This is a genomic window from Pseudonocardia sp. ZF1 (genome assembly GCF_056835605.1).
Map to the genome: position 1 here is coordinate 3,967,357 of NZ_JAJNBY010000001.1, position 20,745 is coordinate 3,988,101.

Below are 20,745 nucleotides of genomic sequence, written 5' to 3' on the forward strand. Positions count from 1 at the left end.
GCGGTGCGGATACGGCTGTCCACCTACTCCACCAAGCCGCGCGGCGGGGTCGTGCACACACTCGCGCTGGCCGAGGCGCTCGCCGCCGCCGGGCACGAGGTCGCGGTGTTCTCCCTGGCCCGGGGCGGGGACACCGGCTTCTTCCGGGCCGTCGACCCCCGCGTCGCGATGCATCTGGTCCCGGTTCCGGAGGTCGACGGCGAGACGGTCGGCGCCCGCATCCTCCGTTCGATCGACCTGCTGGCCGCCGGGCTGGCCGACGCCCCCGCGGTCGACGTGCGGCACGCCCAGGACTGTCTGTCCGCCAACGCCGAGGGCAGCGCGCACGGCTACGGCTCGCTGCTGCGCACCGTGCACCACCTCGACGATTTCAGCACCCCCGAGCTGGCCGCCTGCCACGAACGCGCGCTGGTGCATCCGGCCGCGCTGGTGTGCGTCTCCCGGGCCGTCGCCGCGGAGGTGCGCGCCGGCTGGGGCCGGGAGGCGACGGTGATCGGCAACGGCGTCGACGCCGCCCGGTTCGCCCGGGCCGCCGACGCCGGCGCCGGCGCGCCGTGGCGGGCCCGGTTCGGCCGCTACGTGCTCTCGGTCGGCGGGATCGAGCCGCGCAAGGGCACCGCCGACCTGGTCGAGGCGATGGCGCTGCTCGGGCCCGGTACCCGCCTGGTGATCGGCGGCGGCGAGACGCTGTTCGACTACCGCGACTACCGCGCCCGGGTGCTCGCCCGGGCCGACGAGCTGGGCGTCGTCCCGGACATCCTCGGCCCCGTCGACGACGACGCGCTGCCCGGCCTGATGGCGGGTGCGGCTGCGTTCGCGTTCCCGTCGGCCAAGGAGGGCTTCGGCCTGGCCGCGATGGAGGCGCTGGCCGCCGGGGTCCCGCTGGTGACCCGGGACCTGCCGGTGCTGCGCGAGGTGTTCGGCGACGCGGCACGGTTCGCCCGCGACCCGGCCGGGTTCGCCGCTGCGCTCGCCGACGCGCTGGCCGCCCCCGACCCGCGGCGGGCGGCCGCCGGTCGCGCGCTGGCCGCCGACCACACCTGGACCGCCGCCGCGGACCGGCACGCCGGCCTCTACCGGACCCACCTCGCCGACCGCGGCGTGACGACGACGGGGTGACGGGGACCACACCGACTGCGCTAGCCTGGGGTGACCACACGACGACGACGTCCCGGGGGTACGCCGATGCCTGCTCACGAGGCACCCGCTCCGGCCACCGTCGTGCCCCTGTGCCGCGCCGCCCGCCACGGCGACGCCGCCGGGGTCCGCTGCCCGCACTGCACCCGCCCCACCCGCGACGACCGCGACGCCGTCGTGCTGCGGCTGCCCCGGCTGCGCGGCCACGAGGTGCTCGCGGGCGAGCTCTGACCCACCGCCCGCCCGGCCCCCTCCGCGCCCGCGCCGGTCCGCCGCCGCCGCAGTGCTCCGCCGCCCCGCCTCGACCCGCCGCCCACACGCTGATCGGTCGCCCGCGCGCCGGTCCTCCGCCCGAGCCATGATCCGCTGCGCGCGCGGTGATCCGCTCGGCGCGCGTGTCCGGACGCACGCGCCGAGCGGATCACCGCGCGACAGGGCGATCATCGGGTGCCCGTCCACAATCGCGGGAATGCTCCACAGGTGGCGGATCCGCTCCGGCGCGGGCGCCGGGCGCGGGCAGGGTCGGGGCCGTGGACGAACCGCTGCTGCGCCGCGACCTGCTGAGACTCGGGACGACCGAGGCCGAGATCCGCGCCGCCCTGCGCAGCGGGCGATGGACGGGGATCGGCCCCGGTGTGTACCTGGAGACCGGCGACGAGCGTCTGCGGTTCGCCTCGACGCGGCACGCGACCCTGGTGGAGGCGACGGTCCCCTCGCTCGCCCCCGGGGCCGTGGTCAGCGGTCCGTCCGCCGCCGTACGACACGGCCTGCCGGTCTGGGGTGTGCCTCTGACCACGGTGCACGTCACCCGGGACGGCGCGTCCGGCGGGCGCGGCGGGCCGCGGCTGCGCGTGCACGCCTCCCCGTTGTCCGCCGACGAGGTCGTCGACGTCCGCGGCATCGCGACGACGTCGGTGGCCCGCACCGTCGTCGACGTGGCCCGCACGGCACCGTTCGAGACCGCCGTGGCCGTCGCCGACGCGGCCCTGCACCGCCACCTCGTCACGCCGGACCGGCTGCGGGATGCGGTACTCGCCGCCTGCGGGCGCCACGGCGTCGGCCGGGCCCGGGCGGTCGTCGCCTTCGCCGACGCCCGCGCGGACGGACCGGGCGAGTCACGCAGTCGCGTCCGGATGGCCCGCCTGCACGTGGCGAGCCCGGTGCTGCAGCATCCCGTGCTCGACGAGCGGGGCCACCGGATCGGGGTCGTCGACTTCTGGTGGCCCGACCACGGGGTGGTCGGGGAGTTCGACGGCGTCGGCAAGTACGGGCGGTCGCGACGCCCGGGAGAGAGCGCGGCCGACGCCGTCGTCCGGGAGAAACGGCGTGAGGACGCCCTGCGTGCCCGGCCCGGAGTGCGGACGGTCGTGCGCTGGACCTGGGAGGAGCTCGACGACTTCGCCGCCGTCGCGCAGCGGCTCCCGCGGACAGCATGATCCGTACCCCGCGTGGTGATCCGTTGCCCGCGCGTGTCCGGACGCGCGCGCGAAACGGATCACCGCGCGGCGAGTGGATCAGCACGCGGACAGCGGATCGGCACGCGGCGGGAGGGATTGCCGCCAGGGCGACGGGCCGGCACGCAGCCGTCTGGCCGACGTGGGACCGGCGGATCACCGAAGCCGGCGGATCACCGGGGCAGCCGACGGGTCGGTGCGCGGAGCCGGTCAGTCGGCCGGGCGCAGCACGGTCGCCCCGAGGATCCGGCAGGCCAGGAGCGCCACCTCGACGTCGAGCCGATCGTCGCCGAGGGGCCAGCCCCGCACCTCCTCGGCGCGGCGCAGGCGGTACTGCACGGTGTTCTTGTGCAGGTGCAGCTCGCCCGCCGCCGCGACGAGACTGCCGCCGCCGCGCAGGTAGGCGGCGAGGGTGTCGCGGAGCCGGGCGTGCTGCTCGTCGTCGATCGCCAGGTCGCCGAGGATCTCGGCGACCCGGGCGGCGAGCAGGTCGGTGCCCGCGTCGAGCAGCAGCAGCGGGCCGAGGTCGTCGGCGGTGGTGACCGGGAGCCGGGCGGCGGGAGCGGCGGCGGTGACCACCTCCTGCACCCGGCGGGCCCGGCGGTGCGCGCCGCGGAACCCGTCGAGGCCGCGGCCGGGCCCGCCGAGCGCGACCGACACCGGTCCGGGCGGCAGGGTCACCGGCCCGCCCGTGCCCGGGTACCAGGCCCAGGAGGTGACCGCGTCCGGGGCGACGACGAGCGGGGCGCGGGTGCAGCCGAGGGCGGCGCCGACGTCGGCGACGGCACGTTCCAGGGCCCGGCCGGGATCGGGGGCGTCCGGGTCGACCCAGAGCACCGCGGCCAGGTGCTCCCCCGCGACCGGGTGCCCGAGCGCCGCCTCGACCTCGGTGACGGTGCCGCCGCGCCCGGCGAGCACGGCGTCGACCGTCGCGAGGCGGGCGGCGTCGCGGCGGCGGACCCAGCCGTCGCGTTCGGCCTGGTGGACCGCGACCATCTCCTCGGAGACCCGGTCGACGTAGCCGAAGGCGACCCGGGTGAGCGCGCGGACGGCGTCGCCGACCTCGGCGGGCCCGAGCCCGGACCCGGCGATCCGCGCGATGAGCTCCTGCTGGAACACCGACTGGCCCAGCCGGTAGGCCCGCAGGACCACGGTGATCGCCACGCCCTGCTGGGCGAGGCGCCGGGCGAGCTCCCCGGCGACCGGGGGCAGGGGCACCTCGTCCGGGGCCCGGCCGGTCAGCACGACCAGTGCCCCCTCCAGCGAGCCCTGCACGGTGGCGACCAGCAGTTCCCGCACGCGCGGGTCGCGGCCCAGCTCGGGCAGCCCGGCGTCGATCTCGACCAGCACCCGGGCGCCGAGTGCCTCGACGTCGTCGCGGACCTCGGTCGCGAGGCGGGCGAGCAGGGCGGTCACCGTCGACACGGGACCGACCGTAGCGCGACGCCCGCCCGGCTCCGGGGATCCGGTGCCGGGCGGGCGTCGCGGCGAGGTGCTCAGTTCTCCAGGGCCAGCGCGCGGGCGGGGCAGGCGCGCACGGCGGCGTCGACGTGGGCCCGCTCGGACTCCGGCGGGTGCTCGTCGCGGACGACGACCACGTCGTCCTCCCCCACCTCGAACCAGCCGTCGGCCATGGCCTCGCACATCCCGATGCCCTGGCAGGCGTCGAGGTCGGCGACGATGCGCATCAGACCTCCTCGGTGGTCAGCGCGACGAAGTCGACCTTCTCGCGGACCCCGCAGTCCGGGCAGCACCAGTCGTCGGGGACCTGCGACCACGGGGTTCCCGCCGGGAAGCCCTCGGCCTCGTTGCCCGAGGCGACCTCGTAGGTGTACCCGCAGCCGGGGCAGCGGGCCGCGGTGACGGCGTCGCTCTGCGCGCGGCGGGTGACGTCGGCGGCGGTGTCAGCGACCGGGGCCGGGTCGGCGGGCGGCGGGTAGGCGGCGAGCAGCTCGTCACGCTTGCCGGGCTGCAGGTTGGCGTAGCGCAGGTCGCCGTCGTAGTGCGCCACCACCAGCGGGTCCATCAGCCGGCGGAACACCGGCGGGACGGTCGCGGCCAGCATCATCCCGGTGTAGCCGGTCGGCAGGACCGGGGCCTCCGGGAAGTCGCGCAGCGTCTGGAACCGGCGGACCGGGTTCGCGTGGTGGTCGGAGTGTCGCTGCAGGTGGTAGAGCAGCACGTTGGTGGCGATGTTGTTGGAGTTCCAGGAGTGCTCGGGCAGCACGCGCTCGTAGCGGCGGCGGTCCGGCGGGCCGACCTTCTGGCGCAGCATCCCGTAGTGCTCCATGTAGTTCACCAGCTCGAGCAGGGTGAACCCGAAGACGGCCTGGATCAGCAGGTAGGGCAGCACGCCCCAGCCGAACGACGCGATGATCGCGCCCCACAGCACCACCGACATCAGCCAGGCGTTGAGGACGTCGTTGCCGATCCGGAACGGGTGCCGGTCGCGGCGGGCGTAGCGCTTGCGCTCCAGGCGCCAGGCGCTGGTCAGCGAGCCGAACACGGTGCGCGGCCAGAACCGGTAGAAGCTCTCGCCCATCCGGGCCGAGGCCGGGTCGTCCGGGGTGGAGACGCGCACGTGGTGGCCGCGGTTGTGCTCGACGTAGAAGTGGCCGTAGAAGCTCGGGGCGAGCGCGATCTTGGCGGCCCAGCGCTCCACGTCCTCGCGCTTGTGGCCCAGCTCGTGGGCGGTGTTGATGGCGACGCCGGCGACGGTGCCGAGCGTGATCGCGAGACCGATGTTGCCGACCACCGGCGCCCCGGCGGTGGCGATGTAGAACATCCCGGCGAACAGGCCCGCGTACTGCAGCGGGAGGTAGGCGTAGGTGACCCAGCGGTAGTAGCGGTCCTCCTCCAGCTCCTCCATCACCTCGTCCGGCGGGTTCGTCGGGTCCTTGCCCGCGAACAGGTCGATCGTCGGGACGATGCCGAGCACGACGATCGGACCCAGCCACAGCGCCACCGACCAGCCGGTGGCCAGGTGCAGACCGATCGCGAGGAACGGCAGGACCGGGACCAGCAGACCCAGCAGCCAGGCGTAGCGCTTGCCGTCGTGCCAGGTGTGCTGACCGTCCACCGGTTCGGACAGTGCATAGGTCCGCATCGGGTTCCTCCTCGCGTCGGCTCTGACGGAACGTCGGGGCAGACGGTAGGGAGATCGGCGCACGATTCCTCGGTCGTCGGGACCGAAGATCGGCGCCCCGTTCGGTCCCGCGGACCGAACGCGCAGGTCGTCAGCGGTCCCAGCGGAACAACCGGACCGCGCCCACCACCCCGACCAGCACCGCGACGACCAGCCCGACGACGGCGCCGGTGTCCGGCGGGACCCCGCGCCACGCCGTCCCGAGCAGCTCCGACGTCGCACCGCAGGGCAGGGTCGCGCCGATCTCGGCGAGCGGTCCGGGCAGTCTCCGCGGGTCGCCGAACATGCCGGACAGTGCCTCGTGCGGCCCACCCCAGAATGGAACAGGGTGTCACGATCGTGCTCCGTGGTCGTGGGTTCACCCGTCCCGACGCGATTGAGGCGCCACTCCCGGGGTACACACCCCTCGGCCGGGTGAAGATCGACGGAAGGATCGTCATGACCGACACGCAGATGGGTATCCGTTCCGGACTCCGTTCGTGTCGTCGTCGGACGTCCACCTGCCGCTGGTCCGCCGGTGGCCTGCGGTGACGCCGGAGCTCGCCCGGGCCACCGACGCCGTCAGCCGGCTGGTCGACGAACTCGGCCCGGCCATCAGCCGGGACGCCGTGGCCGCCGCCGTCGCGCAGGCCTGCGACGACCTGCGGGGCAGCCCGGTGGGCGCGCTGCCCGAGCTCGTGGAGCGCCTGGCCCGGGTCCGTCTGGACCAGCCGACCGTCGGGCTCTGAGGCGTCCGCGCCCGGTATGGGCCTCGCGGCGTCCGGGTATCCCCGTCGGGTGAGCGACGACGAGAACGACACCGGACGCGAGAGCCCCCCGATCGACCCGGAACGCGCACTCGACGAGCTCGAGGAACGGGTGCTCGGCCGGCGGATCGACGCCGGGGACACCGAGGCCGGTCGCGAGGAGTCCGCGGACACCACGTCGGAGGGCGCGGCCGAGCCGGAACCGGTCGGGGGCGCCGGGGAGCCGGACGACGCCGGGACCGGGGTCGACGTCCCGACCGACTGAGCCGGCACCCCCGCCGGGGCCGCCGCCCCCGCACCCCGCGGAGGGTCCCGGCAGGACTTCCGGGACACGCGATCCCGCGGCAGTACCGGTCGGGGCTGTCGGCGCGGCGGCGCGCGCAGGTCCGTGGGGGCCCGCTACATCGTCGGCCGCACGGCACAGAGCTCGGGGAAGTAGGTGAGGTTCGGCGGCCGGGTGTTCGTGCGGCCGTCGCTCATCGGGCGACCTCCTCGGCGAACGCGGTCATCCCGGCCAGTACCTCGGCGAACGAGGTCGACAGCGGCGCGAGCCCGATCCGGATGCCGTCCGGGGCCCGGAAGTCCGGGATGACCCCCCGCTCCCGCAGCCGGGTGTTGACCTGGGCGAGGTCCTCGCGGCGCAGCGTGACGTGCCCGCCGCGGCGGTCCGGGTCGCGCGGTGAGGCCACGGTGACGCCGTGCGGGGCGAGCAGGGTGTCGGCGAGGTCGAGGGCGAACCCGGTGAGCCGCACCGACTTCACGCGGACGGCGTCGATCCCGGCCTGCTCCAGCAGCTCCACCCCGCACTCCAGCGGCACCGACGCCAGCACCGGCGGGGTGCCGGAGAGCAGGGCGCGCACGTCGGGCGCCGGCTCGTGGCCGGGCCCCATCGCGAACGGTGCGCGGTGGCCGAACCAGCCGGTGATCGGCTGGCGCAGCGTCGTGGTGTGCCGGGCGGCGAGGTAGCCGAACGCCGGCGCGCCCGGGCCGCCGTTCAGGTACTTGTAGCCGCAGCCGACGGCGAGATCGGCGCCCCACGCGTCGAGCCGGACCGGGACCGACCCGACCGAGTGCGACAGGTCCCAGAGCACCAGGGCGCCGGCGTCGTGGGCGGTCCGGGTGATCGCGGGCGCGTCGGCGAGGAACCCGGAGCGGTAGGCGACGTGGGACAGCAGCACCAGCGCCGTGTCCGGCCCGACGGCGGCCGCGACCTGCTCGGGCGTCACGCCCGAGGTCGGGTCGGAGGTGATCCACCGCAGGACCGCGCCGCGCTCGGCGGCGATGCCCTCGAGCACGTAGCGGTCGGTCGGGAAGTTGTCGGTGTCGACGACGATCTCGCGGCGCCCCGCCGCCGCCTGGTGGTCGACGGCGGCCCGGGCCAGCTTGTAGAGCAGCACGGTCGTGGAGTCGGCGACGACGACCTGCCCCGGCGCGGCACCGAGCGCGGCCGCCCCGATCCGGTCCCCCAGGCTGCGCGGCCGGTCGACCCAGCCCTCGTCCCAGCCGCGGATCAGCCGGGTGCCCCAGTCCGCGCGCACGAACCGCTCCATCCGCTCGGCCGTCGCCCGCAGCGGACGACCGAGGGAGTTCCCGTCGAGGTAGGCGACGACGCCGTCGGCGGGCAGGAACCGGTCGCGGTACCCGGCGAGCGGGTCCTCGGCGTCGAGCCCCGCCGCGACGGCCGCGAGGTCGGTGCCGAGGTCGGTGGTCGGGTCGGTGCTGCGGTCGGTCACGGTGTCCCCTCCGGTCGCGGTGTGCCCAGCCGGTGCAGCCGCAACGCGAGCTGCAGCTCCAGCCCGTGGTCCGGGTCCTGCCAGCGCGGGCCCAGCAGCGACGCGACCCGTTCGAGCCGCTGGGCCACGGTGTTGACGTGCACGTGCAGCGCCGCCGCGGCCCGGGTCGGGCTGGCACCCGCGGCGTAGTAGGCCTCCAGGGTGCGCAGCAGCTCGCTGCCGCGGCGCGCGTCGTGCTCGGCGACGGGCCCGAGGATGCCGCGCACGTACCCGGCGACGTCCGGGCGCTCGCCGAGCAGCAGCCCGGCGAACCCGAGGTCCGACGCCGACGCGCACTCCCCCTCCCGGTCCAGCGCGACCAGCGCCTCCGCCGAGCGACGGGCCTCGGCCAGCGCCGCGTCCGCGCCGTCGGCCGGCTGCAGCGGGCCGGCACCGCCGACCGTCACCGCCCCGTCGGGGTCCTGCTCCGACGCCGGACGCGCGAGCCGGGCACCGGCCGCGGCCGGGTCCGTGCCCGGCAGCAGCACGACCACCGCGCCGTCCCGTTCCCCGACCAGCCCGGAACGGCCGCCGAGAGCGGCCGCCTCCCGGGCCAGCGCCCGTCGCCGGGCGGGGTGGCAGCGGCAGACCAGCAGCACGTGCGGCCGCCGGGGCGACACCCCGAGCGCGGCGAGCCGGGTCAGCGTCGTCGGTCGCGGGGCCCCGGACGCGGCGAGGAGCTCGGTGAGGGCGTCGGCGCGGTCGGACCGGTCGGCCTCGTCGGCGCGCTGGGCGAACAGCTGCACCAGCGCCGTGACCATCGCGGCCCGCTCCACGGTGCGGACCTGGCCGGGGGTCAGGGCGTCCCCGGCGCCGAGCCCGCCGAGCAGCAGCGTCCCGAGACGCTGACCACCGGCGATCACCGCGGTCACCCAGACGCCGCCGGCGCACGGCACCGGCACCGGGCGACCGCCGCCGTCGCACTCCCCGGCGCGGCGGGCCGCGGCGCGGGCGTCCAGGCCCGGCGGGATCGGGCCGTGGGCCGCGGCGGTGGCGCCGTCGCCGTCGAGCACCGCGACCCACCCGCCGAGCAGCCTGCCGAGCGCCTCGGCGATGTCGCCGACGTCGCCGCCCTCCAGGACGACCCCGGCGAACCGGTCGTGGGCATCGGCGGCCTCGGCGATCGCGGCGTGCGCACCGCGCAGCTCGCGCAGCGTGGTGGCGGTGTCGGCGAGGCGGCGGGTCTGCACCAGCGACACCGCGGCGAGCGCGGCCAGCGAGCCGAGCAGGGCGACGTCCTCGGCGGTGAAGGGCCGGGCGGACCGGTTGGCGGCGAACAGGACTCCGACGAACTCGTCGTCGACCAGCAGCGGGGTGCCGCAGATGCCGACGATGCCCTCCTCGGCGACCGCGGTGTCGATCTCCTCGGTGTGCCGGTAGCGGCCGTCGCCGGCGTAGCGGCCGGTCCAGTGCGGGGTGCGGCTGGCCGCGACGAGACCGCCCAGCCCGGCCCCGAGCGGGAGCCGCAGCGACTGGAAGCGGTGCGAGACCGACCCGGAGGTGACCCGCATGAACGTGTCCCCGCGCTCGGGGTCGTGCAGGGTCAGGTAGGCGATGTCGGTGCCGAGCAGCCCGCGGGCCCGGCGCACGATCGCCTGCAGCACCGAGCCGGGGTCGGACTCCGAGGCGAGGTCGCGGGCGATGCCGACCAGCGCGGCGAGCTCGGACTCGCGGCGGCGCCCGGCGTCCATCGCCGCCCGCACCCGCAGGGTCAGCGCGCCGGCCTCCGGCTCGGAGGCCGCCAGCTCCGCGACGACGCGGTCCAGCTCACCGTCGCGGGCATCGCCGTCGGCCCGGTCGGCCAGCAGCCGGAGCAGGTCGAGGACGGTGCGCACGCGTCCATCCTGCCGTGCGCCCGGGCTCAGCCGCGCCAGCGCCGCTCGTAGCGCTCCCGGGCCGCGTCCCGATTCCCCGCGTCGGCCTGCTCCCGCACGGCGGCGGCGTGCCCGACCGGGTACCCGGCCTTCGCGACGCGGTGCTCGGCGGACTCGTACATGTAGGCCACCGAGTAGAAGTAGCCGAGGATCGCCCCGGCCAGCACCGACAGCGCCCGGACGTACACGGGGCCGGGGATGAGCAGGTACAGCAGCACCCCGACCGGCAGCAGCTGCACGGTGGTGCGCACGAGGTGGCGCAGCTGCCAGGTCCGGGTCGTGACGTCGTGCAGCACCCAGCCGCGGTGCCGGGCGGGCAGCCCGGCGCCGTAGACGTAGGCCAGCCACCGCAGTGGGTTCGGCCGCTCGTTCACAGTTGGTCCCCCAATTCTTGGTGCACCAACAATGTACGATGTCCGTCATGGCGAGCGCATCCCCGGACGAGGGTGACACGCGTGACGGTGACACGGGTGACGGTGCCGCGACCGACGGCGACACCGGCGGGGACCTGCTGCGGCTCGACCGTCAGGTCTGCTTCGCCCTCGCCGTCGCGGCCCGCAACGTGATCGCGCTCTACCGGCCGCTGCTCGAGCCGATGGGCCTGACCCACCCGCAGTACCTGGTGATGCTCGCGCTGTGGGAGCACTCCCCCCGCTCGCTGGGCGAGCTGGCCCGCGCGCTCGCCCTCGACCCGGGCACCTTGTCGCCGCTGCTCAAGCGCCTGGAGGCGGCCGGGCTGGTCGACCGCCGCCGGGTCCCCGGCGACGAGCGGACGATGGCGGTCTCCCTCACCGACGCGGGCCGGGCGCTGCGCGCGCGGGCCGAGGCGATCCCGCCGACGATCGTGGAGCGGCTCGGGATGCCGCTGCCCGAGCTGGAGGAGCTGCGGGCGGTGCTGGACCGGGTGATCGACGCGTCGCGGGGCTGACCGCGACGGCGTTGCCCGTACCGTCGGAGGCGTGTTGATGAACGCAGGCAACGCCGTCCTGCTGCTGGTCGACCTGCAGCAGCGCCTGATCCCCGCCATGCACGACGGCGAGCGGGTCGTCGCCCGGGCCGCCCGGCTCGCCGAGGCCGCGACCCTGCTCGAGGTCCCCGTGCTGGCCACCGAACAGGTCCCGGAGAAGCTGGGCCCGACCGTCGAGCGGCTCGCCGGGCTGCCGCACCTGGTGATGCCCAAGACCCGCTTCGCCGCCGACGACGACGTGCTGTTGCCGCCCGGCCGCGGCGAGATCGTCGTCGCCGGGGTGGAGGCGCACGTCTGCGTGCTGCAGACCGTGCTGGAGCTGCTCACCGACGACCGCCGGGTGGTGCTCGTCGCCGACGCGGTCGGCTCCCGCTTCGTCGAGGACGAGCAGCTGGCGCTGCAGCGCGCCCGCGCGGCCGGAGCCGAGATCGTCACCTCGGAGATGGTGCTGTTCGAGTGGCTGCGCGACGCCGCGCATCCGCGCTTCCGCGAGGTCCAGAAGCTGCTGAAGTAGGCCCGGTCACCCGTTGCGGGGCTGCAGGTAGGCCGGGTCCGGGTCGGGCAGCGGCACGTCGGCCCGCCCGGCGACCAGCGGGTCGACGGCCGCGAAGAACGGCGGCGCCGCGACGGTCCCGCCGAACGCGCCGTGCTCGCAGTCGCCCAGGTGCACGGGGTCCCCGGGGCAGATCTCGGACGGGTTCGGGCCGTCGGCGAACACCATCGAGGACCCGGCGACGCCGTCGATGCCCCCGGTGCCCCCGACGAACGCGACCGACTCCGAGGCGTTGGTCGTACCCGTCTTGCCGATGGTCGGCCGCGTCCAGCCCGCGGCCCGCGCCGCGGCCGCCGAGGTACCGGACACGGTGTCCCCGCCGAGCCCGGCGGACAGGGTGTGCGCGATCCCGGGGGCGACGGCCTGCTCGCAGGCGGGCCGGTTCACCGGCACCGCGGCGCCGTCCCGGTCGGTCACCGACAGCACGGCGTCCGGGGCGCACCACACGCCGTCGCTCTGGACGGTCGCGGCCACGTTCGCCATCTCCAGGGTGGACACCGGGCTGACCCCGAGGGTGAACGACGGCAGGTCGGCGAAGAAGGCCGACTGCGGCTGGGAGATCCGCGCGTCCGGCGACGACGGGTCCGGCGTCCCGCCCGCCGCGTTCGACGCCAGCGTGTCGCGCAGTCCGAGCCGGCGCGCCATGTCGACGACCTTCGCGATGCCGGTGCGCTCCTCCAGGTCGACGAACGCGGTGTTCGGCGAGGTCGCGAGCGCGACGGGCAGCGGGATCGGGTCCGGGTAGTCCGGCGTGTCGTTGCCGACGGGGTAGCAGCTGCTCCCGGCGCCGGGGAAGCACGCCGAGGCCGGGTCGAGCAGCGTGCTGTCGTAGCCGACGGTGCCCGCCTCCAGCGCCGCGGCGGTGGTGAAGATCTTGAAGGTGGACCCGGCGCCGAAGACGTTCGACGGCGCGGCGACGAGGTCGCGGGTGGTGTCGCCGGCCGTGGCATCGGTGCCGGGCCGCCGGTTGGCGACCATGGCGAGGATCTGGTGGTCGCCGGTGGCGGCGTCGCCGTGGCCGGGCCGGATCAGCGCCAGGGTGTTGGCGACGCCGTCCTGGGTGCGCGGCACGTTCGTGTCGACCGCCTGCTGCGCCGACGCCGTCGCGGCCGGGTCGAGGGTGGTGCGGATCGTGTAGCCGCCGGTGTCGAGCTGCTGCTCGGTGAACCCGGCCCGCTCCAGCTCGGACACCGCGTACTCGCAGAGGAACCCGGCGCCGTCGGTGGCGCCGTAGCAGTTGTGCCCGGGGACCTGCGGCCCGCCGGCGCGCACCCCGAGCGGCGCGGCGGTGGCCTCGGCGGCCTGGGCGGGGGTGAGCGACCCGGCGTCGCGCATGGCCGCGATCACGGTGTTGCGCCGGTCGGTCGCGGCCCGCGGGTGGCGGAACGGGTCGAACAGGGTGGGGTTGTTGACCGCGCCCGCGAGCAGCGCGGCCTGCGGGACCGTGAGGTGCGCGGCGTCGGTGCCGAACCAGGCGCGGGCGGCGGCCTCGACGCCGTAGACGTTGCCGGTGAACTCGACGGTGTTGAGGTACCCGGCGAGCACGTCCTGTTTGGACGTGTCGTGCGCCAGGCGCTGGGCCAGCACCGCCTCGCGGATCTTGCGGGTGGGGGTGTCGGCGTGGTCGGCCCGCTGGGCGGCGGGGTCGTCGCGGTCGACGACGTCGATCAGCCAGTTCTTCACGTACTGCTGGGTGATGGTGGAGCCGCCCTGCACCGCGCCGCCCGCGGCGTCGGTGACCAGCGCGCGCAGGGTGCCGACGGGGTCCACCCCGGACTCGTCGAAGAACCGGCGGTCCTCGACGTCCACGATCGCGGCGACCATCGCCGGGGCGATCCGGTCGTAGGACACGGGGATCCGGTACTGCTCGTCGAGGTAGGCGATCGGGGTGCCGTCGCGGTCGGTGAGGACGGTGGCCGCGGGCAGCGCCGCGGCGCTCGGCAGGTCGCCGGTCGTACCCGGCGGCACGACGGAGGCGACCGCCGCGACGCCGACCGCGGCGGGCGCCGAGCACCCGGCGAGGACGAGCCCGCCGGCCAGGATCCCGATCGCGAGCCGCCGCAGCACCGACGGCTCCGGGCGCCGCCACCGCCTCGGGGTGCGGGTCTCCCGGAGACGGTCGTTCCAGTGCTGTGCGATCAGGCGTTCCCCCACGCGGGCGATTGTGCGCCGCAACGCTGAGGGGTGCCTGAGACCCGCCCGCGCGAGTCGCTGAGAGTCAGCCGGTCAGGGCATCGAGCGCGGCCCGGGCCTGCTCGCGGAACCGCTCGACGTTGCCGAGCTTGACGTCCTCGTAGCCGCGCACCAGCTCCGCGGTCCCGGCGACCTCGACCACCGCCTCGACTGTGTCGGGGGCCAGGTGGTCGAGCGCCGCGCGGACCAGCGTCTGGTACTCCCCCACCAGCTCACGCTCCACGCGGCGGACCCCGGCCCGGCCGAACACGTCCAGCGGGGTGCCTCGCAGCCTCCGGGCCGCGCGCAGTGCCCGGAACGCGGGCGCGGCCAGCCGTCCGTCGAGAGCGATCTTGCGGTTCATCCCCAGCGCGCGCAGCACCGGCGGGTGCAGCATCACCGACACCCGGGCGTCGGGCCCGAACGCGGCGTCGCGGCGGGCGGTCTCCACCGGGTCCAGGTGCAGCCGGGCGACCTCGTACTCGTCCTTGTAGGCCATGAGCCGGTGCAGGCCGCGGGCGTAGGCGGCGCCGACGCGCTCACCGGCCGTGTCCCCGGCCCGCGCGGCGGCGATGGCCGCGACCCGGCGGACCTCCTCGGCGTAGCGGTGGGCGTAGGCGGCGTCCTGGTAGCCGGTGAGGTCGGCGATCCGGGTGGCGAGCAGGTCGGTGAACCCGGTGCCCGCGGCGACCGAGCGGGCCAGCGCCGCGGACGCCTCGTCGACGGCGACCGGGGCCGGCTGCGGGGTGACGAGCGCGCTGTGCACGGCGGCGGCGTCGATCGCGGCGGCCCGGCCCCAGCGGAACGCCGTCAGCGTGGTCTCCACGGCCGCGCCGTTGACCCGGATCGCCTCCTCCAGCGCCTCGGCCGACACCGGGAGCACCCCGTGCTGGTAGGCGGCACCGAGCAGCAGCATGTTGGTCGGGAGGTGGTCGTCGAACAGCGCCTCGGACAGCGTCTGGGCGTCGACGGCGAGCAGGTCCCGGGTGACCGCGCCGATCCGCTCGACGGCGTCGTCGGTGGAGCCGGGCAGCACGACGCGGCCGGTGACCATGGCCGCGGTCGGTACGAGCGAGGTGTTGACGACGGCGACGGTGTGTCCGGGCCGGGCGACCGCGAGTGTCGCGTCGGAGGCGGTGCCGACGAGGTCCATGCCGATCAGCACGTCGGCGGTGCCGCGGGAGGCGCGCAGGATCCCGTGGTGGGGCTGCTTGGAGATCCGGACGTCCGAGACGACCGGGCCACCCTTCTGCGCGAGCCCGACCTGCTCCAGCCCCGCGGCGAAGAGCCCGTCGAGGTGGGCGGCCATCTGCAGGATCGCCGAGGCGGTGACGACACCGGTGCCGCCGATGCCCGGCATCCGGATCAGGGTCGCGTCCGGGTCGACCCGCGGCTCGGGGGCGACGAGCGTGACCGGCAGCGCCGGGATCTCCCGGCGGGGCCGGGTGCCGGGCACCACGGTGAGGAACGACGGGCAGTCGCCCTTCAGGCAGGAGTAGTCGGTGTTGCAGGACGCCTGGTGGATGGCGGTCCTGCGACCGAACTCGGTCTCCACCGGCAGCACCGACAGGCAGGTGGACGCCTCGCCGCAGTCACCGCAGCCCTCGCAGACCCGCTCGTTGATCAGCACCTTCTCGGCCGGGGCCGGCAGCTTCCCGCGCTTGCGCAGTCGGCGCTCCTCGGCGGCACAGCGGTCGTCGTGGATCAGGACGGTGACGCCGTCGAGGGCCTTCAGCTCCTCCTCGACCGCGGGGAGCTCGTCGCGGTGACGCACGCTCGCGATCGGGTCGAGGGCGATGCCGCGGTAGTCACGCGGGCTGTCGGTGGTGACGACGATCCGGCGCACACCCTCGAGGGCGAGCGAGCGCGTGATGTCGGGGACGTTCATCCGGCCCTCGGCGCGCTGCCCGCCGGTCATGGCGACGGCGTCGTTGTAGAGCAGCTTGTAGGTCATGGTGACCCCGGCGGCGACGGCGGCGCGGACCGCGAGCGAGCCGGAGTGGTGGAAGGTGCCGTCGCCGAGGTTCTGGACGAGGGTGCGGTCGTCGGTGAACGGGGCCAGGCCGATCCACTGGGCGCCCTCGCCGCCCATCTGGGTCAGCCCGATCTGGTGGCCGCGGTGCTCGCCGTCGAGGGCGATCATCGCGTGGCAGCCGATCCCGACCCCGACGAGCGTGTCGTCGCCGGTGCGGGTGGAGGTGTTGTGCGGGCAGCCGGAGCAGAAGTACGGCGTCCGGTTCCCGAGCAGGTCCAGCCCGATCCGCGACGGCCTGGGCGGTGCGAGGCGCTCCAGGTGCGCGGTCGCCGCGGCGGGCAGGATCCGCCCGGCGGCGGTGAGCCGGGCGGCGAGGGCACGGGCGACGTCCTCGGCGCCGAGCTGGCCGCGGGCGGACAGCAGCGGGCGGCCGCGCTCGTCGCGGCGGCCGGTGACCGTGGGCCGGTGGTCGCGTCCGTAGAGCGCGTCGCGCAGGTGGCCCTCCAGGAACGGCACCTTGTCCTCGACGACGAGCACCTCCGCGCAGCCTCCGACGAGCCCGGCGAGCGCGTCGGCGTCGACCGGGAACGGCATGGCGAGGCGGATCAGGCGTACGCCGAGCGCGTCGAGCTCGGCCTCGCCCAGGCCCAGGTCCTCGCACGCCCGCAGCACGGTGGCGTAGCCGGTCCCCGAGGCGAGCACGGCGAGGTGCGGGTCGCGGGAGGTGAAGGTGACGCGGTTGAGCCCGGTCTCGCGGGCGTACTGGCGGGCCAGGTCGAGCCTGCGGGTCAGCTGGTCGTGCTCGGCCTCGACGGCGGCGGGCCCGACGAGCGGGCCGGACTGCGCGCGGTCGGTGGCGGGCGGGGCGGGGACGCCGACCAGTTCCGGGCGCAGCGCGCCGAGGTCGACGGTGCAGGACGCGTCGGCGACGTCGGCGATGATCTTCAGGCCGGTCCAGAGGCCGGTGGCCCGGGACAGCGCCACGGCGTGCAGCCCGAACTCGATCACCTCGGACACCGAGCCGGGCGCGAGCAGCGGCATCGCCAGTGACTGCGCCATCGGCTCGCAGGAGCTGGGCACGGTGGAGGACTTGCAGGACGGGTCGTCCCCGATGATGGCGACGGCGCCGCCGAGCCGGGCGGTGCCGGCCAGGCTGCCGTGCCGGATCGCGTCGGCGGCCCGGTCGAGGCCGGGGTTCTTGCCGTACCACCAGCCGACGACGCCCTCGTGGCGGCGGCCGGGGACGGCGTCGAGCAGCTGGGTCCCCGCGACGGCGGTGGCGGCGAGCTCCTCGTTGAGCCCGGGCCGGAACACCACGCGCTCGGCGTCGAGGTGGGCACGGGCGCGCCCGAGCTCGGCGTCGAAGGTGCCGAGCGGGGAGCCCTGGTAGCCGGAGACGAACGAGGCGGTGTCGAACCCGCGGGCGGTGTCGAGGCGGGCCTGCTCGAGCACGAGGCGGACCAGCGCCTGGATCCCGCTCATCGGGGCCCGACCGTGGGCGGCGAGGTACTTGTCGTCCAGCACGGTCATTCTCGGCTCCTCGGCGAGTCGGGCGGCGCGTCCGCACCAGGACAGCGCGACGACGGCCCCGACACAATGCCTGCGGTGGTGATCGCCGCGGATACGCAACAGATACCGTCGACGATCCACGAGAACGTGGATCCGTTGCGCTGGAGGTGCCGTGCCCGAGCCCGAGGTCGACGACCTGGACCACGCGATCCTGCGGTTGCTGCACGAGGACGCACGCCGCACCTACGCCGACATGGCCGAGCGGGTCGGGCTGTCCACCGCCGCGACCAAGCGCCGGGTCGACCGGATGCGCGAGTCCGGGGTGATCACCGGGTTCACCGTGCAGGTGGACCACGCCAGACTGGGCTGGCCGGTCGAGGCGTTCAGCGAGATCCGCTACGCCGGCACCGCGAGCGTCTCGGAGATCGTCGACTCGGCGTCGCGCCAGCCAGAGGTGCAGGCGGTCTACACCCTGGCCGGTGACCTCGACGCCCTGGTGCAGGTCCGGGTCCGCGATCTCGCGCACCTGCAGGAGGTGATCGACCGGCTGCGGCGCAACGGCACGGTCACCGGGACCCGGACGCTGATGGTGCTGGGCCGCTGGACCCGCACCTGATCATTTGCTTACCGCAACGATCGGGTCGATCATGATCGGGTGCTCGTCCTCTGCAGTGTCACCGGTTCCCCCTCGCACGGCCGGGCCGTGCTCCCCTTCGCCCGCGCGCTGGGCGACGCGGGCCACCGGGTCGTGGTGGCGTGCCCGCCCGACGTCGCGGGGGTGTTCGACGGTGCGCCGGTCGTCGTCGAGCCGGTGTTCGCGACGATGGCCGATTCCGCCGAGCACCTCGGCCCGGCCGTCGCCCGGCTCGGTGGTCCCGCCGCGCTGGCGACGCTGACCGCGACCGAGGTGACGACGGCGCTCCTGCCCACCCTGTTCGCCGGTCCGCAGGTGACGGGCTCGGCCCGGGCGCTGCTCGGGCTGGTGGAGTCGCACGGGACGCCGGACCTGGTGCTGCGCGACGGCGGCGAGACCGCGGGGTTCCTGGTGGCCGAGCACCTGGGGGTGCCGTGCGTGGCGGCGCCGTCGGGTGCGGGCAACGTCCTCTCGCCGGACGTCGTGGCCGACGCGCTGGCGGAGCGTCGCGACGAGCTCGGCTTCGCCGCCCCGGACGACCCGGCCGCGCTGCACCGGTGGGGGCGGCTGGACTGCATGCCGCCGCAGTTCTCGCTGGCGGGCCCGCAGATCGCGCCGGCGCGGGCGTTCCGCCAGGACGACCAGGTCTCCCGCGGCGAGACGCTGCCCGGCTGGGTCGGCGCGCTGCCCGGGAGCCGGCCGCTGGTCGTCGCGGGGCTGGGGACGGCGATGCCGGCGATGGCCGGGCGTGCCGAGCGCCGCGCCCCCGTCGACCCGCACGCCGCGCTTCGCACGGTGGCCGAGGCGGCGTCCCGGCTCGACGCCGAGGTGGTGCTGTCCACCGGTGGCCTCCCGGTCGACGACCTGGCGCTGCCTGCACACGTGCATCCCGCGCCGTGGGTGCCGCAGCCGCTGCTCCTGCAGGTCGCGGACCTGTTCCTGACCCACGGCGGCTACAACGGCGTCCGCGAGGCCGTGCGGCACGGCGTCCCGCTGGCGGTGCTGCCGCAGTTCGGGGACCAGGAGCACAACGCCCGCCGGATCGCCGAGCTCGGGCTGGGCGCGCACTGCACGCCCGACGCCGCCGAGATCGCCGCGACGTGCACCCGGCTCCTGGGCGACGACGACGTCCGCGCACGGATGCGCTCGGCCCAGCGCGCGATGCTGGCGCTGCCGCCGGTGGAGGACGCCGTCGGCGTCCTGGAGGACCTGGCCGCGCGTCGGGTCCCCGCGCTCGTGGCCTGACCTGCCGGGTCAGGCGGGCGGGCCGTGCGGGACGCGCGGCCCGCAGGCGACGACGGTGCGCGCCCAGGTGCCGAACAGCACGAGCACCCCGAGCACGGTGACGATCAGGCCCGGCCCGATGTCGTCGGTGCCGGCGACCGCGGTCTGCCGCGACCACACCGCCCAGAGCCCGGTGACCGCGCCGACGCCGGTGACGGTGGCCGCGGTCCAGGCCAGCGGCCAGAGCCGGGTCAGGAGGGCGAGCACCGACGCCCCCACCGCGACGACCGCGACCACGGTGAACAGCCACGGCAGCGGCCCCATCGCGGCCCGGCCGACGAGGACCTCCCACCCGGCGCCGCGGGTGGACCAGGGCATGAGCAGGGCGGCGACGACGGCGGCGACCCCCGCCCCGGCGACGACCGAGGCGGGACCGGGGTCGATCCAGCGGTCGACCCGCCATGCGATGCGAGTGAGCTCGTCGGCGAGCTCGGGTGACGCCTGCGGGGACAGCGGGACCGGGCCGGGCGTACGCGGTGCGCTCATGCGGCTCCCTCGTCGTCACTGGTGCCGGGATGTCGGGACGGCCATTGCACCACGACGGCGCCGGCCGCGGCGCCACCGACGGGGTGGCACCGACGGGGTGGCACCGGGGGCCGGTCGGCGAGCCCGCCGCGCGCACCGCCCGGCGGTTCCGGCCGCACCGGACCGGCTGCCCCGGTCGGCACCGCTCCCCTAGGCGGCGCGCACGGCGCAGCGGCAGGGTGCGCCCTGCTGGCAACCGCAGCCGCAGGTACTCGCGCACCCGCAGGCCGAGGGCACCACACCCACCGGGGCACGTCCCGCCGCCCCGCTGCAGCAGCCGCCGTCGAGACAGCTCAGCCGCGGGACGGCCGGGAGCGGTGGTGCCGGTGCCGGGGCGGAGACGCCGAGCGCGGCGAGTACCCGGTCGGTGAGATCGGGGAGCGGGTCCGCCGGACCGACCCGCGCGAGCCGTCCGAGCCGGTCGGCGCCGTCGGCGAAGGCGCGGCAGGACGCGCACCCGGCGAGGTGGTCCTCGGCCGCCGCGCGCTCGTCGTCGCCCGCCTCACCGTCGAGACGGGCGGACAGCACCTCGCGGTAGCCCTGACAGTCCATACCGTCACTGTCGTACACGAGGCCCGTCCGGTTCCACCCGACCCCCGTCTGTGTTCCGCCCGCGCGTCCCGACACCGACGACATGCGCGGTGAGGACGTTGCGCAGCCGCCGCGAGCTCGCGGCGCTGCTGCGCGCCGACGGCTTCTCATGCGTCGACGACGCCGTGGGCGCCGACCTCTGACGCCTGCGGCGGCCGGTGTTCCCGCCGGCCCCCCCTCCTCGCACCCCACGTCGCACACCTTTCTGCGACCTCGCAGCCCCTGCAGAGGGTGCGAGGTCACAGGAAGGCATGCGAGGTGCGCCGACCCCACCGGCAGGACGGGACCGGATGCGACTCCCACGAGAGAGTTCCACGGCCCCGACCACCGGCCCCGGGGGACCCGCGCCAGGGACCACAAACAGACACACTCATGCCCGGCCGGGCCGGAATCACGCATCGGACCGA

The 20,745-nt window shown here is 76.0% G+C and carries 20 protein-coding genes; 9 read left to right on the top strand and 11 right to left on the bottom strand.

Annotated elements, in window-relative coordinates; all coding sequences use genetic code 11:
• Window positions 1-3: 3 nt before the first annotated feature.
• The 3 genes from ZF1_RS19120 to ZF1_RS19130 all read left to right on the top strand — a co-directional run bounded on the left by ZF1_RS19120 (window position 4) and on the right by ZF1_RS19130 (window position 2,573).
• Complete coding sequence (locus tag ZF1_RS19120; protein ID WP_482637961.1) at window positions 4-1,119, top strand: MSMEG_0565 family glycosyltransferase; 1,116 nt, start codon at window positions 4-6, stop codon at window positions 1,117-1,119.
• A 66-nt stretch (window positions 1,120-1,185) separates the two neighbouring features.
• Window positions 1,186-1,368, top strand: a complete 183-nt coding sequence (locus ZF1_RS19125) for a hypothetical protein (RefSeq protein WP_157818271.1) — start codon at window positions 1,186-1,188, stop codon at window positions 1,366-1,368.
• Window positions 1,369-1,667: 299 nt separating this feature from the next.
• Window positions 1,668-2,573, top strand: a complete 906-nt coding sequence (locus ZF1_RS19130; protein ID WP_482637962.1) for a hypothetical protein — start codon at window positions 1,668-1,670, stop codon at window positions 2,571-2,573.
• Between the two features lie 228 nt (window positions 2,574-2,801).
• Here ZF1_RS19130 and ZF1_RS19135 read toward each other — a convergent pair whose 3' ends face one another.
• From ZF1_RS19135 to ZF1_RS19150, 4 genes are all read right to left on the bottom strand, one after another.
• Entirely contained in the window at window positions 2,802-4,016 is a 1,215-nt protein-coding gene (locus tag ZF1_RS19135) for a PucR family transcriptional regulator (RefSeq protein WP_482637963.1), read from the bottom strand.
• 71 nt (window positions 4,017-4,087) lie between these two features.
• The gene (locus ZF1_RS19140; protein WP_062396337.1) at window positions 4,088-4,279 is read right to left on the bottom strand and encodes a ferredoxin; all 192 of its coding nucleotides are present in this window, start codon (window positions 4,277-4,279) and stop codon (window positions 4,088-4,090) included.
• Entirely contained in the window at window positions 4,279-5,697 is a 1,419-nt protein-coding gene (locus tag ZF1_RS19145; RefSeq protein ID WP_482637964.1) for a fatty acid desaturase, read from the bottom strand. Before ZF1_RS19145 ends, ZF1_RS19140 begins: the two co-directional genes overlap by 1 nt.
• Window positions 5,698-5,827: 130 nt before the next feature.
• A complete protein-coding gene (locus tag ZF1_RS19150) occupies window positions 5,828-6,022 on the bottom strand; it encodes a hypothetical protein (RefSeq protein ID WP_482637965.1) in 195 nt (64 codons plus the stop codon).
• 193 nt (window positions 6,023-6,215) lie between these two features.
• Between ZF1_RS19150 and ZF1_RS19155 the strand changes: the two genes are divergently transcribed.
• Both ZF1_RS19155 and ZF1_RS19160 read left to right on the top strand, forming a co-directional pair.
• The gene (locus tag ZF1_RS19155) at window positions 6,216-6,464 is read left to right on the top strand and encodes a three-helix bundle dimerization domain-containing protein (protein WP_482637966.1); all 249 of its coding nucleotides are present in this window, start codon (window positions 6,216-6,218) and stop codon (window positions 6,462-6,464) included.
• A 49-nt stretch (window positions 6,465-6,513) separates the two neighbouring features.
• Entirely contained in the window at window positions 6,514-6,747 is a 234-nt protein-coding gene (locus ZF1_RS19160) for a hypothetical protein (protein WP_405416156.1), read from the top strand.
• Between the two features lie 211 nt (window positions 6,748-6,958).
• Here ZF1_RS19160 and ZF1_RS19165 read toward each other — a convergent pair whose 3' ends face one another.
• Genes ZF1_RS19165 through ZF1_RS19175 form a run of 3 tightly spaced genes read right to left on the bottom strand, consistent with a single transcriptional unit; the run spans window position 6,959 to window position 10,502 of the window.
• On the bottom strand, window positions 6,959-8,215 hold the full coding sequence (locus ZF1_RS19165; RefSeq protein WP_482637967.1) for a kynureninase: 1,257 nt from the start codon (window positions 8,213-8,215) through the stop codon (window positions 6,959-6,961).
• Window positions 8,212-10,089, bottom strand: coding sequence for a helix-turn-helix domain-containing protein (locus tag ZF1_RS19170; protein WP_482637968.1), 1,878 nt, complete (start codon window positions 10,087-10,089; stop codon window positions 8,212-8,214). Before ZF1_RS19170 ends, ZF1_RS19165 begins: the two co-directional genes overlap by 4 nt.
• A 26-nt stretch (window positions 10,090-10,115) precedes the next feature.
• The gene (locus ZF1_RS19175) at window positions 10,116-10,502 is read right to left on the bottom strand and encodes a DUF5313 family protein (RefSeq protein ID WP_224401945.1); all 387 of its coding nucleotides are present in this window, start codon (window positions 10,500-10,502) and stop codon (window positions 10,116-10,118) included.
• A 47-nt stretch (window positions 10,503-10,549) separates the two neighbouring features.
• Between ZF1_RS19175 and ZF1_RS19180 the strand changes: the two genes are divergently transcribed.
• Together ZF1_RS19180 and ZF1_RS19185 are read left to right on the top strand one after the other, a co-directional pair.
• Window positions 10,550-11,056, top strand: a complete 507-nt coding sequence (locus ZF1_RS19180) for a MarR family winged helix-turn-helix transcriptional regulator (RefSeq protein WP_482637969.1) — start codon at window positions 10,550-10,552, stop codon at window positions 11,054-11,056.
• A gap of 37 nt (window positions 11,057-11,093) precedes the next feature.
• Entirely contained in the window at window positions 11,094-11,609 is a 516-nt protein-coding gene (locus ZF1_RS19185; protein ID WP_482638727.1) for an isochorismatase family protein, read from the top strand.
• A gap of 6 nt (window positions 11,610-11,615) precedes the next feature.
• Here ZF1_RS19185 and ZF1_RS19190 read toward each other — a convergent pair whose 3' ends face one another.
• On the bottom strand, window positions 11,616-13,802 hold the full coding sequence (locus ZF1_RS19190) for a transglycosylase domain-containing protein (protein ID WP_482637970.1): 2,187 nt from the start codon (window positions 13,800-13,802) through the stop codon (window positions 11,616-11,618).
• A gap of 64 nt (window positions 13,803-13,866) precedes the next feature.
• On the bottom strand, window positions 13,867-17,325 hold the full coding sequence (locus ZF1_RS19195) for an indolepyruvate ferredoxin oxidoreductase family protein (protein WP_482637971.1): 3,459 nt from the start codon (window positions 17,323-17,325) through the stop codon (window positions 13,867-13,869).
• Window positions 17,326-17,476: 151 nt separating this feature from the next.
• Between ZF1_RS19195 and ZF1_RS19200 the strand changes: the two genes are divergently transcribed.
• Together ZF1_RS19200 and ZF1_RS19205 are read left to right on the top strand one after the other, a co-directional pair.
• On the top strand, window positions 17,477-17,920 hold the full coding sequence (locus ZF1_RS19200; protein WP_073576942.1) for an Lrp/AsnC family transcriptional regulator: 444 nt from the start codon (window positions 17,477-17,479) through the stop codon (window positions 17,918-17,920).
• 39 nt (window positions 17,921-17,959) lie between these two features.
• Window positions 17,960-19,183, top strand: a complete 1,224-nt coding sequence (locus ZF1_RS19205; protein WP_073576943.1) for a glycosyltransferase — start codon at window positions 17,960-17,962, stop codon at window positions 19,181-19,183.
• Window positions 19,184-19,192: 9 nt separating this feature from the next.
• On the opposite strand, the gene ZF1_RS19210 is transcribed toward ZF1_RS19205, so the two are convergent.
• Window positions 19,193-19,708, bottom strand: coding sequence for an Rv2732c family membrane protein (locus ZF1_RS19210; protein ID WP_073576944.1), 516 nt, complete (start codon window positions 19,706-19,708; stop codon window positions 19,193-19,195).
• 189 nt (window positions 19,709-19,897) lie between these two features.
• Window positions 19,898-20,299 carry a zf-HC2 domain-containing protein gene (locus ZF1_RS19215; protein ID WP_073576945.1) on the bottom strand — a complete coding sequence of 134 codons (402 nt, stop codon included), beginning with the start codon at window positions 20,297-20,299 and terminating at the stop codon, window positions 19,898-19,900.
• Window positions 20,300-20,745 lie beyond the last annotated feature (446 nt).